This window comes from Roseateles sp., assembly GCF_047654805.1.
Lineage (GTDB): Bacteria > Pseudomonadota > Gammaproteobacteria > Burkholderiales > Burkholderiaceae_C > Pelomonas.
In genome coordinates this window covers 2,796,346-2,813,239 of the sequence record NZ_JASGIV010000001.1, presented here as the reverse complement: position 1 = coordinate 2,813,239, position 16,894 = coordinate 2,796,346, and the positions used below count along the sequence as shown (strand labels likewise).

The window sequence follows — 16,894 nt, the reverse complement described above, 5'->3', positions numbered from 1 at the left end:
GGCGTCATCCTACCGAGACGGTGATTTCGCGGGCCATGTCGCGAGCAGCACACCCAATAAGGCCAGGCCATAGGCCAGCGCCTGGGCAGCCGACATCGATTCCCCCAGCAGCAGCCCGATCAGTGCGGTGCTGATGGGCAGGAAGACCATGAAGACACCAGCCTTGGCCGCCGGCAGGCCCTGCAGGCCGGCCATCCAGAGCCACACCGTGATGACGCTGGCCGTGGCAGCGTAGTAGGCCAGCAGGCCCCAGTCCAGCGGGCGCGGCGTACCGAAGTCAAAGCTCGCGGCCTGCCAGAGCGCCAGCGGCGCGACCAGCACCAGGCCCCAGAGGTTGATCAGCGCGCTGATGCGCTTGGGCCCGAGCCCGGCAGTCAGTTTCTTGCCGATGACGACATAGCAGGCCTCGCAGAACACCGCAGCCAGCAGCAGCAGTGCACCCAGCGGCGTGGTTTCGGCGCCGCCGTGCCTGCCCGTGGCGACCAGCGCGATGCCGCCTACGGCGCAGCCGATGCCGGCAAGCACGCGGTGGCTGAGCTGCTCGCGCAGGAAGGCCCAGCTCAGCAGTGCCACGGCCGCCGGGATGCCGGCCATGATGACGCCGGCCACGACGGCCGAACTCTGCCGCAGGCCGAACAGCATGCAGATGGAGAACAGGAAGTTGCCGAGGAAGGATTCGAGGAACAGCAGCCAGCGAGAGCGGGCATCCAGCGGCGCCTCGTGCACCGGCTTCTTCAGCCAGGGCAGCATCAGCATGGCGGCCAGCCCGAAGCGCATGCCCGCGAGCAGGAAGACGGGGAAGGCCGCCACCAGCAGCTTGGACAGGCCCACATAGCTGCCGACCAGGCTGGTGCTGGCCGCAAGCAGCGCGTAGGCGCGCCAGGGAACGGGGTACATCGCGACCGTCAGGGCAGCGTGCCGTCGATGCTCAGCGCGATGAACTGCGTGAACTGGGCCGGATTGAAGTTGTTGTCCGACGCCAGGATCAGCGTACGCTTGCCTTCGAACATGGGGCCGAAAGTGATGCCCTCGATGTTGTCCACCGCGAGCACGCTGCCGTCGTCGTTCTTCAGCGAGGACAGGTCCAGCAGCATGGTGCGCTTCACCGGCACCACGTCGCGGCCCTTGATGCTGGTCCAGCCGGACACGTCCGTCGCGCCGCGGGTGTCGATGAGGTAGAGCTTGATGGTGTTGCTGGTCGGCTGCTTGGTCAGCGCGGCGATGCCTGGCGTGATGGCGCCGACCGCATAGGCGCGCTCGATGACGATGAACTCATGCGAGGACAGCGCCAGCATGTCGGGGACACCGTTGGTGGCGAAGTCGCCCGGCCGCGCCGGGGGAAAGGGCACGGGGCCGACCTCGTAGACGTACTCGGCAGCGGCCTTGCCGCTGTCGAGGTCGAAGGACAGCATGCGCGCGCGGCTGCCGCGGCCCACGGCCGTAGGCAGGCTGTCCTGGGCCAGGCCGTTTTCGCTCATGGTCCACAGCGTCTTGCCGTCGGGCGTGATGGCGATGCTCTCGAAGGCCAGGTTGTTGTAGACGCCCATGTCTCCAGCGGCGAGGCCGCCGGCGCTGCCGCTGGGCATGTAGTAGCCGGGCACCGGGAACTCGCCGGCCGGCTTGCCGTCCAGCGTCATGCGGCGCACGGTGGGGTTCTGGAAGCCTGCGGAGCTGCGCTGGCCCTCGTTGCTCCAGTAGATCAGGTTGCGCCGGCTGTCCAGACGCAGGCTCTCGGGGTCAACCTTGTTGCGCCCGAAGGGCTGGCCGTCGAGGTCCAGCATGGTGGTCATGTTGACCCAGCTGACGCCTGCGTCGCCTGGACTGGCGCTGCGGCGGAACTTGGCCAAGTCCAGGGCCAGCTCGTAGAAGCGCGCCGGGCCGCGGTCGCTGCGGTCATCGCTGATGGCCAGGTAGCGGCCGGTCGCGGGCACGTAGTCGATGCTGGACAGGCCACCCACAGGCAGGCCGCGGAAGCTCGCGCTGGTCGGCACGATCTGCTGGCCGATGTAGTTCAGGGTCTGTGCGTGCGCGGACCCTGCAAGCAGCAGGGCGAGAAGCCATTTCATGTCGGGGGAACTCCAGGGGCGGCCACGGCGGAAGACTGCGGCCGCCGCCAGCGGCGCGGATTATGCGGCGCGACGCAGGGCGCCTCTGAGCGTGTCGATGATGCGCTCGATGTGGCTGCTCTCGATGATGAGCGGCGGCGAGAGGGCGATGGTGTCGCCCGTCGTGCGGATGAGCAGGCCCTTGTCCCAGCAGTCCAGGAAGACGTTGAAGGCGCGCTTGGCCGGCTCGCCGGGCAGGGGTTTGAGCTCGATGCCGCCCACCAGGCCGATGTTTCGCACATCGATGACGTTGGGTTCGTCGCGCAGGGAGTGCAGTGCCTGGGCGAATTCGGTCTCCAGCCGGCCGGCGCGGGTCAGCAGGTCGTCGTCGGCATAGGTGTCCAGCGTCGCGATGCCGGCCGCGCAGGCCAGCGGATGAGCCGAATAGGTGTAGCCGTGGAAGAACTCGATCAGGTGCTCGGGCCCGGTCATGAAGGCATCGTGGATCTTCTGCTGGGCGAAGACGGCGCCCATGGGCACGCAGCCGTTGGTGATGCCCTTGGCCACAGTCATCAGGTCCGGTGTGACGCCGAAGGTCTGCGCGGCGAAGGGCTGGCCGGTGCGGCCGAAGCCGGTGATGACCTCGTCGAAGATCAGCAGGATGCCGTGCTTGTCGCAGATCTCGCGAAGCCGTTGCAGATAGCCCTGGGGCGGCAGCAGCACGCCGGTGGATCCGGCCACGGGCTCGACGATGACGGCGGCTATGGTGCTGGCATCGTGCAGCGCGACCAGGCGCTCCAGGTCATCCGCGAACTCGGCGCCATGTTGGGGTACGCCGACGGAGAACGCATTGCGCGCGGGGTCGTGGGTGTGGCGGATGTGGTCTACGCCGGCCAGCAGGCTGCCGAACATCTTGCGGTTGGCCACCATGCCGCCCACCGAGATGCCGCCAAAGTTGACGCCGTGGTAGCCGCGCTCGCGGCCGATCAGGCGGGTGCGCGCGCCTTCGCCGCGCACGCGGTGGTAGGCGATGGCCATCTTCAGCGCCGTCTCGACGGATTCGGAGCCGGAGTTGGTGAAGAAGATGCGGTTCAGCCCCTGCGGCGTGATCTGCGCCAGGCGTTCGGCCAGCTCGAAGGCCTTGGGGTGGCCCATCTGGAAGGGCGGCGCGAAGTCCAGCTCTGCGGCCTGGTCCTGAATGGCCTGGACGATCCTGGGGCGGTTGTGGCCCGCGTTCACGCACCACAGGCCGGCGATGCCGTCCAGCACCTCGCGACCCTTGTCGTCGCGGAAGTACATGCCGTCGGCCCCCGTCAGCAGGCGCGGGGCCTGCTTGAACTGCCGGTTGGCGGTGAAGGGCATCCAGTAGGCGTCTAGCCTGGAAACGTCTGCGCTCATGGCGGGCTCCGATGAAGGACATCGGAGTCTAGAGGTGATTTTGACGGGGTTGTCAGAATTTGGCGTTTTCTCAGGGTTCCTCTCAGGGTGCCCGCGAGCGGCATCAGCTGCACGAGCAGGATGCAGGCCAGCATCAGGCTGCAGCCGAGCAGGCCTGCGGTGTCTAGGCGCTCACCCAGCAGCAGGTAGCCGAAGGCGGCGGCGAACAGCGTCTCGGAGGAAAGGATGATGGCCGCGTCAGCCGCGTGGGCGTAGCGCTGCGCGACGACCTGGGCCGTGAAGGCGACGCCTACCGACAGCACGCCGGTGTAGACGATGGGCCAAGCCGCAGCCTGGATGCCGGCCCAGCGCACCGGCTCCATGACGAAGGCCGCGGCGAGCGACAGCAGGCCGCAGACGATGAACTGGCCGCAGGCGACGAGGAAGGGCGCCCCCATGCGGTCGGCCCAGCGGCCCACCATCAGCACGTGCAAGGCCCATGGAATGGCCGAGCCCAGCACCCAGAGGTCGCCCAGACCGATGTTCAGCTCGTGCGCGCCGGACAGCAAGAAGGCGCCGACCAGGCAGCCCGCCGCTGCCGGCCAGACCGACCAGTGCGCGACATGTCGCAGCAGCAGCCAGGCCAGCACGGGCACCAGCGGCACGTAGACGGCGGTCAGGAAACCGGCGTTCGTCACGCTGGTGAACTGGATGCCGATCTGCTGCATGACCGCGCCCAGCGTCATCAGCCCGCCCAGGGCGGCGATGTGCGAGCCGTCCGGGCGCGTCAGCGGCCGGCCCTCGCGGGCGAGGCGGCGCCACTCCAGCACGGCCAGCGGCAGCACGACGGCCGCGCCGATCAGGAAGCGCACGCCGGTGAAGATCAACGGCCCGACGTCGGCCATGCCCTTGTTCTGCGCGACGAAGGCGGAGCCCCAGATCAGCGCGACGAAGGTGAGGAGGAGATTGGCCTGAAGGCGGGTCATGGGTGGGCAAGGGCGGCCAGTTCGGCCTCGTCGAAGCCGGCGGCGCGGCGAGCCTCGAGGTTGAAGGGCGCGCGCAGCTTGGGGGCTTGGTGACGCGCGGCCAGCTCGGCATAGGTCGCGATGGGATCCAGTCCGCGCTGCTCGCACAGGAAGCGGTACCAGCGATTGCCAGCGGCCACATGGCCGATCTCGTCGCTCAGGATGATGTCGAGGATCTCGCCGGCCCGGTGGTCACCGGCGCCGACGAGCTTGCGCTTGACGCCGGGCGAAGCGTCCAGGCCGCGCGCCTCCAGCGTGCGCGGCACCAGCGCGATGCGGGCCAGCAGGTCGTGCCGGGTTCGCTCGGCCATGTCCCACAGCGCGTTGTGGGCGTCGAAGTCGCCGTAGTCGAAGCCAAGCGTCAGCAGGTGTTCGCGCAGCAGCGAGAAGTGCTTGGCCTCCTCCTGGGCGATGCGCAGCCAGTCGCGGTAGAAGGCCTCGGGCATGCCGGCAAAGCGCCAGCAGATGTCCAGTGCCAGGTCGATGGCATTGAGCTCGATGTGGGCAATGGCATGCACCAGGGCCGCGATGCCCGCCGGCGTGCGCATGGACGGTGGCTTGAGCGTGATGTGCTCAACCAGACGAGGGCGCGCGGGGCGGCCCGGGATGCCGGCGGGCTCGGCAAGGATGGCGGCGGTGTCCACCGGCAGCCCGGCGTCCAGCGCCAGCGTGGCGGCAGCCTTGGCGGGCGCGTCGGCGATCAGCAGGGGGGCCAACGTGGCCAGGCGGAGTTCGGACATCCGCGCAATTTTAGAATCGGGGGTTTTGACGGGAGGGCCGCGATGGCGATCTACCAGCTCGACGAGCACATCCCCGACGTGGCCGAGACGGCCTGGGTGGCCGACAGCGCCGAGGTCATCGGCCGCGTGACGCTGGCGGATGACGTCAGCGTCTGGTTCAACGCCGTGCTGCGCGGTGATAGCGACACGCTGACCGTCGGCGCCGGCAGCAACATCCAGGACGGTTCGGTGCTGCACGCCGATCATGGATTCCCTCTCGTCATCGGCCAGAACGTGACCGTGGGGCACAAGGTCATGCTGCACGGCTGCACGGTCGGTGACGAAAGCCTCATCGGCATCGGGGCCGTGGTCTTGAATGGTGCCCGTATCGGCCGCAACTGCGTCGTCGGCGCCAGCGCGCTGGTGACCGAGGGCAAGGAATTCCCCGACGGCACGCTGATCGTCGGCGCGCCTGCCAAGGTCGCGCGCGAGCTGACCGAGGCCCAGATCGCCGGGCTGAAGGCCAGCGCGGCCCACTACGTCAACAACGGCCGCCGTTACGCGGCCGGCCTGAAGAAGATTCGATGAGCGAACTCCACAAATTCCTGTTCGATGGCCTGCCCGTGCGCGGCATGCTGGTGCGGCTGACCGACGCCTGGCGCGAGGTGCTGGCGCGGCGCGAGCCCGGCCAGGAGTACCCGCCGGAGCTGCGTGACCTGCTGGGACAGATGAGTGCTGCGGCGGTGCTGATGCAGGCCAATATCAAGTTCAACGGCGCGCTGGTGCTACAGGTTTTCGGCGACGGACCGGTCAAGCTTGCGGTGGCGGAAGTGCAGCCGGACCTGTCCTTCCGTGCCACGGCCAAGTGCGTCGGCCCCGTCGAGCCGGGGGCGACGCTGGAGGCCATGGTCAACCTGCGCGGCCAGGGCCGCTGCGCCATCACGCTGGATCCCAAGGACAAGCTTCCTGGCCAGCAGCCCTACCAGGGCGTCGTGCCGCTGCATGGCGATCAGCGCGAGCCGCTGCAGAAGGTCAGCGAGGTACTGGAGCACTACATGCTGCAGTCCGAACAGCTGGACACCCGGCTCGTGCTGGCGGCCAACGGTGACATGGCCGCCGGGCTGCTGATCCAGCGCCTGCCTGTGGAGGGTGAGGGCAACCTCGAGGGGCGGCGCAACGAGGATGACATCGGACTGTCCGACGCCTTCAACCGCATTGCCATCCTCGCCGGCACGCTGACCGCCGAGGAGCTGCTGACGCTGGATGCCGACACCGTGCTGCGCCGCCTGTTCTGGGAGGAGACGGTGACCCGCTTCGAGCCGCAGAAGCCGCGCTTCGCCTGCACGTGTTCGCGCGAGCGCGTCGGTCACATGCTGCGCGGCCTGGGCCGGGACGAGGTCGACAGCGTGCTGGCCGAGCGTGGCGAGGTCGAGATCGGCTGCGACTTCTGCGGCCGGCACTATCGTTTCGATGCCGTGGACGTGGGCGCGCTGTTCACGCCGCCGGGCCATCAGCCCGAGGGGGGCGGTGCGACGACGCTGCAGTAGCTGCGGCGCAACGTCGCCTCATGCCTTCTGAGGATGCGGCCGTCCCTAGTGATTGACGCCGTCGCGTCCAGCTGAGACGTTCGTCACTCGGCCTGGTTGGCAAGGGCCGGGAGGCGGCTGTGGCGGACTCCAAGGGCGGATTCGGCAGTTTCCCGTGGGCGAGCGCGGCGGTACTGGTGGCTTTCGTGGCCAGCACCCAGCTCGTGCCGCACGCCTTCGAGCCACTGCGGCCGGCCGAGAAGGCGCGGGCCCAGGCGCCGCTCGATCCCGATCTCGACGTCAATGCCCGTCTCTGGGAAGACCCGTTCACGGCGCTGCGCCGCTACGAGATCGAGCGCGCCGAGCGCTGTGAGCGTGTGCGCAAGCAGACCTCGCAGACGCTGGACATCGATTGCCGCGACCGTGTCGCCGAGGTGCGCGACCCACAGCGCATGCTGGCCAAGCTGGACCGAGACCATGACCAGCGCCTGGACGACACCCTCGTCGTCATGGGCCTGCTGCCTGGTGCGGACTTCGTCGGCGCCGAGGAGGCCCGGCGGCGGCTGCGCTACGCGACCCTGGCCGGCCTGTTGGCGCAGGACTACGTGCCCGACAACGCCGAACGGCTGAGCCTGTTGGAGTTCGGCTTGCTGGAGGCCATGCCCGCCGCCGACGCGGCGTCCGCCGCGAACAAGGCAGCGGACCCCGACAAGCAGGCCCGCGCGGGCCGCGCCAAGGACAGCTATGTGGTCCCCTACGAGTTGCTGTCGGCCCGCGCCGAGCATCGCCGCAAGCCGGACGGCGATGGCGACGGCAAGGCCGACAAGCCGCGCCGCTACAGCCAGATCGCGCTGCTGTGGGTGGACGAGAACTCGCTGCCCAACCGCAAGCTGGACGCACTGGCGCGATTGACCCAGCAGCTGATGGGCCGTGCGGCGCGTGCTGCAGCGGCGCCCGGGGGGAGCGATGGCCAGCGCCTGCCCAACCTGGCCATCATCGGGCCGTCGTCGACGGACACGCTGCGCGCTGCGCTGATGGACCTGCGTTGCGCGGCCGACCGCAAGCACGCTGGCGTGGTGGCACTGAGCCCGGCGGCGAGCGCGGCCGCGGCGCGCTGCAGTTCGGGCGTGGCCGGCCCGGCCGGCGGGCTGCCGCCCGATCTGCAGGAGGGCTATGAGCTGCTAGCGCGCGCCGAGTTCTACAACTCGGCCTCCACGGCGCCCAACAGCATGATCAGCGAGCTCAGCGACCAGAAGCTGGAGTCCTTCGTCACCGACCAGTTCAACCGGATCACCGGCGTGAACCCCGTGCGTCCGGTGCAGATGGTGCGCACCATAGGCACGGACGCCGAGCTCATCAAGCGTCTCGTGGGCGAGCTTGGCTTGCGCTTGCCGCACGAGGGGCGGCGCATCATCATCGTCGCCGAGCGCGACTCGCTGTATGCGCAATCGCTGGTCAGCGAGCTGCGCTACCGCCTGCCCGAAGGGCAGGGGCAGAGCCAGCCGTTCAGGATCGAGGTCATCTACTTCTTCCGCGGCATCGATGGCGTGACGACGCGGGAGACCACCGGGGCCGCGGCGGCCAGCCCGCAGCCCAAGAGCGCACCCCTGGAGTGGCCCGAGAGCCGCGACCAGCTCGACTACCTGCGTCGCCTTGGTGCCGAGCTCAAGCGCAGCGAGGTCGACGCCAGCCGCCTGCCCATAGGCGCCATCGGCATCTTCGCCAACGACGTGCACGACAAGCTTCTCGTATTGCAGGCCCTGCACGAGGACTTCTCAGACCGCATGTTCTTCACAACGGACATGGATGCGCGCTACTTGCACCCGCGCACCCAGGCCTTCACGCGCAACCTGGTCGTTGCCAGCAGCCTGCCGCTGGCCTTCTATCCGCCGGCGGCGGGCGCTTCGGGCGTGGACCTGCAGGCCGGCACGCCGCCCTTGCGCGACATCTACCAGACCAGCACCTATGCGGCCGCCCGGAGGGCCGGCTGCCGCAGCGACGCCTGCAAGCGCGACGAGCGGCAGGCGCTGGAGCCGGCCCTGCAGAAACCGTCGGTCTACGAGGTGGGCCGCTCCAGCGCCGTGCCGCTGTCGGGCTACGCGCTGGAGGCCCGCCCCATGCCGCCAGCCAGCGGACGCAACGGCTTGGCGCTGCTGATGGTCGTCGTCATGGGCGGCGTTCTGCTGGCGTGGCCGTCGACGCCTGCGATACGCCAGGCGCGCCGCGTCTTCCTGCGCGAGCCGACGCTGGACAACCAGCCGCAGATGGACATGACGGCCATCGTCCTGGTGGCCCTGCATGCCGGCCTGTTCGCCTACGTGCTGGCCAGCCTGATCGAGTTCTTGCTGCCCAGCCAGCTCGGCTTCGTGCATGCGCTGCTGCTTGCCAGCCTGGCGTCTTTCGGGGCTCTGCTGGCCGTGCTGCCGGCCCTGCTGCAGGCGCGGCGCGAGCAGCCACCGCCTCCTGACCAGCCTGCCGGCGTCGACCGCCTGCACCTCGTCATCGTGCTGCTGGTGGTGGCCGCGTGGATCTGGCTGGCCTGGCCCACCGGTGGCTGGGGGCGCAGTGTCGTCTGCGACAGCTGCGAGCCAGTGGCCTGGCTGGAGGGCGTCAGTGCCTGGCCCTCGCACCTCATCCACCTGCTGGCGCTGTTCGCCATCCTGTGGACGCTGGACTGGGCCTGGGCCGACACGCTGAGCCAGCAGCGGCATGACTCGGACTGGCTGCGCCTGCCGCTGCCTGTGGCCAGACCTGTCGTTCGCAGCGATCTGCGCCAGTTGGTGAAGGGATGGTTCGAGCATGTCAGCGTGCTGTTCTGGAAACCCGGCGTGGGCTATAGCTGCGATTTCGACCAGCTCTGGCAGGAGTACGGCGAACGCGGTGGAGCTCGCCCGCGCGCGGCGCGCACGCTGGTCTGGTACGTGCTCACGATCTGCTGCGTGGGCTTGCTGTTTCTGTGCCTGTCCGAGGGGCAGATCCCCGAAGTGCCGGTGCGCGGCGACGAGCACCGCCAGATGGTGACGGCCACGCTCTACGCCATCTTGCTGCTGCTGCCCCTGCTCGTCGTCGCGGTGGCGGACTCGACGGTGCTGCTGGTGCGCTTCGTGCGGCACCTGAACGCCGGTCGCAGCTTCTATCCCGAGGCCACCATCGAGATGTTCGCCAAGGCCTTGGGCGAAGAGCAGAAGGCACTTTGGGCGCAGCGCTTCAGCGCGCTGCCCGAGGATCGCAGCAAGGACGGCGGCGGCTTCGCCGTGCATACGCTGCTGGACGACTGGATCGACGTGCAGGTGGTCGCCCGCCGCAGCGCCCCGGTGGCACGACTGGTCATCGGCCCCTTCGTCGTGCTGGCGCTGCTGGTCGTCGCGCGCAGCCGGCTGTTCGACAACTGGTCGCTGACGCCGGCCATCGCCGTCGGTGTGTGCTTCTACGTCGCCGTGCTGATCGGCCTGACCCTGCTGCTCAAGCGCTCCGCCGAAACCACGCGCCGCCGCGCCATTGCGTCCATGCAGGCCGACCTGCGCTGGCTGGCCGGCAGCGGCAAGCCTCTGTCCGACCTGGTCGAGCCCTTCAAGCGGCTGATCGCCTCGGTGGAAGGTGAGCAGCGCGGTGCTTTCGCGTCGTTCTTCGATCAGCCGCTGCTGAAGGCCATGCTCGTCCCGCTGGGTGGGGCGGGCGGCACCCAACTGTTCGACTACCTGCTGCTGGGACGCTGAAGCGCCGCGATGGCCACCGCCAGGCGCGTGTCGTTGTCGCCGGCGATGTCAACCCAGCCCAGGCCATGGCTCTCCAGGGTCTTGCGCAGACGCGCGTCGAAGGCCGACCGCACCGCTGGACCGTCGCGCAGGAAGCCGTCCGCCTCCCACGGCAGGTCGGGCGCGCACAGCAGGGTCAGCTCGCAGCGCTGCTGAAAGGCCAGTGCTCCGGTCGTCAGCGAGTAGTCCCCAAAGTAGTGCTCGCTGCACAGGGCCGTGATCAGCGGCGTCGTGTCACAGATCACCAGTTCGTGCGCGCGTGCGGCAGCCTCGATGCGGGCCTCCTGCTCAGCCGCGATCGCGGCCTGCTCATGCTGCTGCGGCGTGCGGCCATGCGAGGCGCACCACTCGCGCAGGTACTCAGTCACAAGGCCGGCGTTGAAGTGCACGGCCAGAGCCTCGGCCAGCGTGGACTTGCCCGTGCACTCGGCTCCGAGCAACGCAACGAAACGTGCGCTCATGCCTGCCGCCAGGCGCGCCAGCCCAGGATGCTCATGGGAATGAAGCCGGCGTAGAGGAGCACCGTCAGCCAGTAGCCCTTGAGGCCGAACAGCATGACGCTGACTGCGTTGACGACGATCCAGGTCGGCCAGTTCTCCTCGTACTTGCGCGCCAGCAGCCATTGACCCAGCAGGCTGGCGACGGTGGGGAAGGCGTCCCAGTAGGGCAGGGGACTGTCGGTGGCCTTGGCGAGGAACAGTCCCAGCAGCGGCCAGGCTGCCAGCGTCAGAAGCACGGGGCGTGCGAGGCCGGAGAAGCCCAGACGCCGGACCTTCAGCACCTCGCCCTCACGGGTGCGGCCGAACCGCCATTGCCACCAGCCCCAGACAGCCAGTGCTGCGAACACGAGCTGCAGCGCGGCCTCGCCGTAGAGCCTGCCATCCCAGAAGAGGGCGAAGTACATCAGCGAGCTGACCAGGGCCAGCGGCCAGGCCAGCAGGTTCACCCGCATGTTGCAGATGACCATCCAGACGGCCAGCACGAAGGCGACGAGTTCCAGCCAGGAGATGGGACTGCCGAAGGCGGTGAAGGCCGGCGCCAGAAGCGCCGCCCAGGCGGAGGCCAGCATCAGCGCGAGCCGGCTGAGGATGCCGGCTGGGCGACGGGGACGAAGACCTCGTCGGACTTGATCATGCCCAGCTCGAAGCGGGCTTTCTCTTCCACCATCTCCAGGCCTTCACGCAGGTCACGAAGCTCAGCCTGGAGCTGCGCATTTCGGGCGCGGGCTTCGTCGTTGTCGGCTTGCGCCGCGGCCACCTCCTCCCGGAGGTGAGCCACATAGGGGATGCTGCCCCGGCCCACCCAGAGCTGGGCTTGGATGGCGATCAGGAAGACCGCCAGGACCAGGGCAAGCACCTTCAATGCTTAGCGCAGGTTGTAGAACGCAGCACGGCCGGGATAGACGGCGACGTCGCCCAGGTCTTCCTCGATGCGCAGAAGCTGGTTGTACTTGGCCATGCGATCCGAGCGCGACAGCGAACCCGTCTTGATCTGGCCAGCGTTCAGGCCCACCGCGATGTCAGAGATGGTGCTGTCCTCGGTCTCGCCCGAGCGGTGCGACACCACGGCCGTGTAGCCGGCGCGCTTGGCCATCTCGATGGCGGCGAAGGTCTCGGTCAGCGTGCCGATCTGGTTGATCTTGATCAGGATGGAGTTGGCAATGCCGCGCTCGATGCCCTGCTGCAGGATCTTGGTGTTGGTGACGAAGAGGTCGTCGCCGACGATCTGCACGTTCTTGCCCAGTCGATCGGTCAGCAGCTTCCAGCCGTCCCAGTCACCCTCGGCCATGCCGTCCTCGATGGAGATGATGGGGTACTTGTCGACCCAGGTAGCCAGCATGTCGGTCCACTCGGCCGCGGTCAGCTGGATGCCGCCTTCGCCTTCGAGCACGTACTTGCCGTCCTTGTAGAACTCGCTGGCGGCGCAATCCAGGCCGATGGCGATCTGCTCGCCGGCGGTGTAGCCGGCCTTGTCGATGGCTTGCAGGATCAGTTGGATGGCAGCCTCATGGCTCTCGACGCTGGGGGCGAAGCCGCCCTCGTCACCGACGGCCGTGGAGATGCCCTTGTCGTGCAGGATCTTCTTCAGCGCGTGAAAGACCTCGGCACCCCAGCGCAGGGCCTCGCGGAACGACGGTGCGCCCACGGGGATGATCATCAGCTCCTGCAGGTCCAGCGAGTTGTTGGCATGGGCACCGCCGTTGATGACGTTCATCATCGGCACGGGCAACTGGCAGCCGTTCATGCCACCGAAGTAGCGGTACAGCGGCAGGCCGGACTCCTCGGCGGCGGCGCGGGCCACGGCCATGGAGACGGCCAGCATCGCGTTGGCGCCCAGGCGGCTCTTGTTCTCGGTGCCGTCCAGGTCGATCAGCGTCTTGTCCAGGAAGGCCTGCTCGGAGGCGTCCAGGCCGAGTACGGCCTCGCTGATCTCGGTGTTGATGTGTTCGACGGCCTTCAGCACGCCCTTGCCCAGGTAGCGACCCTTGTCGCCGTCGCGCAGTTCGATGGCTTCGCGCGAACCAGTGGAGGCGCCCGAGGGCACGGCCGCACGGCCCATGACGCCGGACTCCAGCAGCACGTCGCATTCGACGGTGGGGTTGCCGCGGCTGTCGAGGATCTCTCGGCCGACGATGTCAACGATGGCGCTCATTCAATGTCTCCAGGAAGTGAAAAATTCGGGCGGGCGCAAGTGTGCCAAGCGGGCGTTACCGCGTCACAACATCTACAGGCGCTACACGCCTTCAATCAAAACCATGCGCATCACGGCCGCGCCCTCGCGTGCCTGGCGGGCACGGGTGTACTCGGCCGAGTCGTAGAAGGCCTGAGCGGCCTCGCGCGATGGGAACTTCAGCAGCACGACGCGCTCGGGTGTCCAGTCGCCCTCCAGTACGCTGATCGCGCCGCCACGCACGCAGACCTCGGCGTTGTGCACCTGCATCGCGATGGAGGAGAACTTGCGGTAGTCCTCGTACTGGGTCGGGTTGGTGACGGTGACGTTGGCGAGGATGTAGGCGCTGGACATGGTCTGGATCAGCAGCTGAAGTCGTTCTCGAGAAGAGGCTGCTGTTTGACGACGCGATCCAGCGCCACCAGTTGTTCCAGCAGGGTCTTCATGTGCTTGAGCGGCACGGCGTTGGGGCCGTCGCTGAAGGCTTCGGCCGGATTGGGGTGGGTCTCCATGAAGAGGCCCGCCACGCCAACGCCCACGCCGGCGCGTGCCAGCACGGGCACCATCTCGCGGGCGCCGCCGCTGGAGCCGCCCAGGCCCCCGGGCTTTTGCACCGAGTGGGTGACGTCGAACACCACCGGCGCGCCGGTGTTGCGCATCTCGGCAAGGCTGGTCATGTCGGCGACCAAGTTGTTGTAGCCGAAGCTGACGCCGCGCTCACAAGCGAGGAAGCGGTCTTGCGACAGGCCCACCTCGGCGGCTGCGGCTCGGGCCTTGTCGATGACGTTCTTCATGTCCCAGGGGGCGAGGAACTGGCCCTTCTTGATGTTGACGGGCTTGCCCGACTGCGCCACGGCACGGATGAAGTCCGTCTGGCGGCACAGGAAGGCCGGCGTCTGCAGCACGTCCACGACGCTGGCGACCTCGGCCACCTGCGAGGCGTCGTGCACGTCGGTCAGGACGGCCAGGCCGGTCTGGCGGCGCACTTCGTCAAGGATCTTCAGGCCTGCCTCCATGCCGACGCCGCGCTTGGACGTACCGGAGGAGCGATTGGCCTTGTCGAACGAGCCCTTGTAGATCAGCGGGATGCCGAGCGCCGTGCAGGCTTCCTTCAGCAGGCCGGCCACGTCGAGGGACATTTGCAGTCCCTCGATCGAGCAGGTACCCGCGATCAGGAAGAACGGGCGGTCGATGCCGGCCTGGAAGCCGCAGAGTTCCATGTCAGTGACCTTCGTGCTTGTGGTTCAGGGCGGCCTTGATGAAGGCCGTGAACAGCGGGTGCCCGCCCCAGGGCGTGGACTTGAACTCGGGGTGGAACTGCACGCCGACGAACCAGGGGTGAACATCCTGCGGCAGCTCGACCATTTCGGTCAGCTTCTCGCGCTGGGTGATGGCGGAGATGACGAGGCCGGCCTTTTGCAGGCGGTCCAGGTAGTGCTCGTTGGCCTCGTAGCGGTGGCGATGGCGTTCGTTGACGACCGGACCGTAGATGTCCGCGGCCAGCGTGCCTGGCTTGACGTCGGAGCTCTGCGCACCCAGTCGCATGGTGCCGCCGAGGTCGGAGTTGGCATCGCGCTTTTGGATACTGCCGTCGGCGTCCTGCCACTCGTCGATAAGCGCGATGACGGGGTGGGGCGTCCCGGGGTCGAATTCGGTGGAGTTGGCGTTCTCCAGGCCCGCCATGTGGCGGGCGTACTCGATGGTGGCAACCTGCATGCCCAGGCAGATGCCCAGATAGGGCAGCTTGTGCTCGCGGGCGTACTGGGCGGCCAGGATCTTGCCTTCCACGCCGCGCTTGCCGAAACCGCCGGGCACGAGGATGGCGTCGAACTTGCCGAGCTCGCCGACCGTCTCGGGCGTCAGCGTCTCGCTGTCGACGTACTCGATCTTCACGCCGGCATGGTTATGGATGCCGGCGTGGCGCAGCGCTTCGTTGAGCGACTTGTACGAGTCCGACAAGTCGGTGTACTTGCCGCACATGGCGATGGTGACCTGCTCCTTGGGGTTCTCGACCTCGAACACGAGGTTGTCCCAGCGCTTCAGGTCGGCGCTCTTGGTGTTGAGCTGCAGCTTGGTGCAGATGAGCTGGTCCAGGCCCTGCTCGTGCAGCACGCGCGGCACCTTGTAGATGGTGTTCACGTCCCACATCGAGATCACGCCGTACTCGGGCACGTTCGTGAAGAGGGAGATCTTCTCGCGCTCATCGTCGGGGATGCGGCGGTCGGCGCGGCACAGCAGCGCGTCGGGCTGGATGCCGATCTCGCGCAGCTTCTGCACCGTGTGCTGGGTGGGCTTGGTCTTCAGCTCGCCGGCGGCGGCGATCCACGGCACGTAGGTCAGGTGCACGAAGGCGACGTTGTTCGGGCCGGCCTTCAGGCTCATCTGGCGCGCAGCTTCGAGGAAGGGCAGGGACTCGATGTCGCCCACCGTGCCACCGATCTCAACAATGGCCACGTCTACGGCTTCGGGCGTGCCCTGACCGGCACCGCGGCGGATGAACTCCTGCATCTCGTTGGTGATGTGCGGGATCACCTGCACAGTCTTGCCGAGGTAGTCGCCACGGCGCTCCTTCTCCAGCACCGACATGTAGATCTGGCCGGTGGTGAAGTTGTTGGCCTTCTTCATCCGCGTCGTGATGAAGCGCTCGTAGTGGCCCAGGTCCAGGTCGGTCTCGGCGCCATCGTCGGTGACGAAGACTTCGCCATGCTGGAACGGCGACATCGTGCCAGGGTCGACGTTGATGTACGGGTCCAGCTTGATGAGGGTGACTTTGAGACCGCGCGATTCGAGGATGGCAGCCAGGGAGGCCGACGCGATGCCCTTGCCCAAGGAGGACACCACACCGCCAGTGACGAAGACGTATTTGGTCATGTCTTGCAGCACGCCAGAACAGCATGCTGTGGTGGGAAATTGCGATTGTACGAGACCGTCAGGCCGCCTCCAGCAGCGCCAGCACCAAGTCCGCCGTCTCGTCAGGCTTCTCGAAGGGGAAGAGGTGGCTGCCTTCCATCCAGCGCCAGTGCTCGCCAGCCAGTTTCATGGACGCAGCCGAGCCGGCTTGGCGCAGCTCGGACGACCGCGTGCCGCCGACGAAGGCGACCGGGCACTGCGGCGGTCGCAGGCGCAGCAGCAATGGCAGGTGGTGGGGTAGCGTTCGGTAGATGTGGGCCTCGACCTCGCGCCGGAAGCGCAGGCGCACCTGGCCGTCGTCCGCGGTCTCGAAGCCGGCCGAGATGTAGTCGGCCAGCACGCGCGGATCCCAGCGGGCGAACATCTTCTTGGCCGAGAAATGCTGGCGGACGGCTTCGCGGTCCGGCCAGGCGTGGCGGCGCTCGCGGGCAATCCTCGACGGGCCGTATCGATGGATGAGACCGGTCGTCTTGGCCATCGCGACGGCGGCGGCCTTCCAGCCGGTGACGACGGGCGAGTCCAGCATGACCAGCTTTGAAACCAGTTCCGGGCGGCGGCAGGTCGCCAGCAGGCTGACCATGCCGCCCAGCGAGTGACCGACCAGGGCGACCTGGCCCTCGGGCTTCACTTCGGTATCGATGAAATGCAGCAGCTGGTCGCGCAGCTTGCGCCAGTCGCCCGTGACGGGGAAGCGCGGGTCGTGGCCGAAGCGGTCCAGCGCCTCGACGCGCCAGCCGGCCGCGCGCCAGCGCTCGAACAGCACGTTGTAGCAGCCGGCGGGGTAGCTGTTGGCGTGGGAAAAGACGAGGGTACGTTGGTGTTTGACGGGCATGTCGGCATCTTCGCAGCCCGCGCTTCGTCCCCAAC

The 16,894-nt window shown here is 68.0% G+C and carries 16 protein-coding genes; 3 read left to right on the top strand and 13 right to left on the bottom strand.

What is annotated here, in order from left to right; translation table 11 throughout:
- Positions 1-9: 9 nt before the first annotated feature.
- The 5 genes from QM732_RS12595 to QM732_RS12575 are packed head-to-tail and all read right to left on the bottom strand — an operon-like array spanning position 10 to position 5,187.
- Positions 10-897 carry a DMT family transporter gene (locus QM732_RS12595; protein WP_415656477.1) on the bottom strand — a complete coding sequence of 296 codons (888 nt, stop codon included), beginning with the start codon at positions 895-897 and terminating at the stop codon, positions 10-12.
- Positions 898-905: 8 nt separating this feature from the next.
- On the bottom strand, positions 906-2,066 hold the full coding sequence (locus QM732_RS12590) for an esterase-like activity of phytase family protein (protein ID WP_415656476.1): 1,161 nt from the start codon (positions 2,064-2,066) through the stop codon (positions 906-908).
- A gap of 60 nt (positions 2,067-2,126) precedes the next feature.
- Positions 2,127-3,443: an aspartate aminotransferase family protein gene (locus QM732_RS12585; protein WP_415656475.1), complete on the bottom strand. Its 1,317-nt coding sequence runs from the start codon at positions 3,441-3,443 to the stop codon at positions 2,127-2,129.
- Complete coding sequence (locus tag QM732_RS12580; protein WP_415656474.1) at positions 3,440-4,408, bottom strand: DMT family transporter; 969 nt, start codon at positions 4,406-4,408, stop codon at positions 3,440-3,442. The genes QM732_RS12585 and QM732_RS12580 overlap by 4 nt, the downstream gene beginning before the upstream one ends.
- Positions 4,405-5,187: a ferritin-like domain-containing protein gene (locus tag QM732_RS12575; protein ID WP_415656473.1), complete on the bottom strand. Its 783-nt coding sequence runs from the start codon at positions 5,185-5,187 to the stop codon at positions 4,405-4,407. Before QM732_RS12575 ends, QM732_RS12580 begins: the two co-directional genes overlap by 4 nt.
- Positions 5,188-5,229: 42 nt before the next feature.
- Between QM732_RS12575 and QM732_RS12570 the strand changes: the two genes are divergently transcribed.
- The 3 genes from QM732_RS12570 to QM732_RS12560 all read left to right on the top strand — a co-directional run bounded on the left by QM732_RS12570 (position 5,230) and on the right by QM732_RS12560 (position 10,408).
- Complete coding sequence (locus QM732_RS12570) at positions 5,230-5,754, top strand: gamma carbonic anhydrase family protein (RefSeq protein WP_415656472.1); 525 nt, start codon at positions 5,230-5,232, stop codon at positions 5,752-5,754.
- Positions 5,751-6,713: an Hsp33 family molecular chaperone HslO gene (locus QM732_RS12565; RefSeq protein WP_415656471.1), complete on the top strand. Its 963-nt coding sequence runs from the start codon at positions 5,751-5,753 to the stop codon at positions 6,711-6,713. The genes QM732_RS12570 and QM732_RS12565 overlap by 4 nt, the downstream gene beginning before the upstream one ends.
- 119 nt (positions 6,714-6,832) lie before the next feature.
- Positions 6,833-10,408, top strand: coding sequence for a hypothetical protein (locus QM732_RS12560; protein ID WP_415656470.1), 3,576 nt, complete (start codon positions 6,833-6,835; stop codon positions 10,406-10,408).
- Here the strand turns inward: QM732_RS12560 and QM732_RS12555 are convergent.
- The 8 genes from QM732_RS12555 to QM732_RS12520 all read right to left on the bottom strand — a co-directional run bounded on the left by QM732_RS12555 (position 10,387) and on the right by QM732_RS12520 (position 16,859).
- On the bottom strand, positions 10,387-10,908 hold the full coding sequence (locus tag QM732_RS12555) for an AAA family ATPase (protein ID WP_415656469.1): 522 nt from the start codon (positions 10,906-10,908) through the stop codon (positions 10,387-10,389). The genes QM732_RS12560 and QM732_RS12555 overlap by 22 nt on opposite strands.
- Complete coding sequence (gene pnuC / locus QM732_RS12550; protein ID WP_415656468.1) at positions 10,905-11,516, bottom strand: nicotinamide riboside transporter PnuC; 612 nt, start codon at positions 11,514-11,516, stop codon at positions 10,905-10,907. The genes QM732_RS12555 and pnuC overlap by 4 nt, the downstream gene beginning before the upstream one ends.
- Positions 11,516-11,809 (bottom strand): cell division protein FtsB, encoded by a 294-nt coding sequence (gene ftsB / locus QM732_RS12545; protein WP_415656467.1) that lies wholly within the window; start codon positions 11,807-11,809, stop codon positions 11,516-11,518. Before ftsB ends, pnuC begins: the two co-directional genes overlap by 1 nt.
- A 3-nt stretch (positions 11,810-11,812) precedes the next feature.
- A complete protein-coding gene (gene eno / locus QM732_RS12540) occupies positions 11,813-13,099 on the bottom strand; it encodes a phosphopyruvate hydratase (RefSeq protein WP_415656466.1) in 1,287 nt (428 codons plus the stop codon).
- Positions 13,100-13,180: 81 nt separating this feature from the next.
- Complete coding sequence (locus tag QM732_RS12535) at positions 13,181-13,471, bottom strand: DUF1330 domain-containing protein (RefSeq protein WP_415656465.1); 291 nt, start codon at positions 13,469-13,471, stop codon at positions 13,181-13,183.
- A gap of 8 nt (positions 13,472-13,479) precedes the next feature.
- On the bottom strand, positions 13,480-14,337 hold the full coding sequence (gene kdsA, locus QM732_RS12530) for a 3-deoxy-8-phosphooctulonate synthase (protein ID WP_415656464.1): 858 nt from the start codon (positions 14,335-14,337) through the stop codon (positions 13,480-13,482).
- Between the two features lies 1 nt (position 14,338).
- Positions 14,339-15,988: a CTP synthase gene (locus QM732_RS12525; RefSeq protein WP_415656463.1), complete on the bottom strand. Its 1,650-nt coding sequence runs from the start codon at positions 15,986-15,988 to the stop codon at positions 14,339-14,341.
- Positions 15,989-16,046: 58 nt separating this feature from the next.
- Complete coding sequence (locus QM732_RS12520) at positions 16,047-16,859, bottom strand: alpha/beta fold hydrolase (protein WP_415656462.1); 813 nt, start codon at positions 16,857-16,859, stop codon at positions 16,047-16,049.
- Between the last annotated feature and the right edge of the window lie 35 nt (positions 16,860-16,894).

What these genes read in the sequence shown, in the direction of transcription:
- QM732_RS12585 (WP_415656475.1), bottom strand. Translation starts at nt 3,443, where the DNA reads ATGAGCGCAGACGTTTCCAGGCTAGACGCCTACTGGATGCCCTTCACC.
- QM732_RS12555 (WP_415656469.1), bottom strand. Translation starts at nt 10,908, where the DNA reads ATGAGCGCACGTTTCGTTGCGTTGCTCGGAGCCGAGTGCACGGGCAAG.
- QM732_RS12535 (WP_415656465.1), bottom strand. Translation starts at nt 13,471, where the DNA reads ATGTCCAGCGCCTACATCCTCGCCAACGTCACCGTCACCAACCCGACC.
- QM732_RS12565 (WP_415656471.1), top strand. Translation starts at nt 5,751, where the DNA reads ATGAGCGAACTCCACAAATTCCTGTTCGATGGCCTGCCCGTGCGCGGC.
- QM732_RS12520 (WP_415656462.1), bottom strand. Translation starts at nt 16,859, where the DNA reads ATGCCCGTCAAACACCAACGTACCCTCGTCTTTTCCCACGCCAACAGC.
- QM732_RS12590 (WP_415656476.1), bottom strand. Translation starts at nt 2,066, where the DNA reads ATGAAATGGCTTCTCGCCCTGCTGCTTGCAGGGTCCGCGCACGCACAG.
- QM732_RS12525 (WP_415656463.1), bottom strand. Translation starts at nt 15,988, where the DNA reads ATGACCAAATACGTCTTCGTCACTGGCGGTGTGGTGTCCTCCTTGGGC.
- QM732_RS12570 (WP_415656472.1), top strand. Translation starts at nt 5,230, where the DNA reads ATGGCGATCTACCAGCTCGACGAGCACATCCCCGACGTGGCCGAGACG.
- QM732_RS12595 (WP_415656477.1), bottom strand. Translation starts at nt 897, where the DNA reads ATGTACCCCGTTCCCTGGCGCGCCTACGCGCTGCTTGCGGCCAGCACC.
- QM732_RS12575 (WP_415656473.1), bottom strand. Translation starts at nt 5,187, where the DNA reads ATGTCCGAACTCCGCCTGGCCACGTTGGCCCCCCTGCTGATCGCCGAC.
- QM732_RS12580 (WP_415656474.1), bottom strand. Translation starts at nt 4,408, where the DNA reads ATGACCCGCCTTCAGGCCAATCTCCTCCTCACCTTCGTCGCGCTGATC.
- kdsA (WP_415656464.1), bottom strand. Translation starts at nt 14,337, where the DNA reads ATGGAACTCTGCGGCTTCCAGGCCGGCATCGACCGCCCGTTCTTCCTG.
- eno (WP_415656466.1), bottom strand. Translation starts at nt 13,099, where the DNA reads ATGAGCGCCATCGTTGACATCGTCGGCCGAGAGATCCTCGACAGCCGC.
- pnuC (WP_415656468.1), bottom strand. Translation starts at nt 11,516, where the DNA reads ATGCTGGCCTCCGCCTGGGCGGCGCTTCTGGCGCCGGCCTTCACCGCC.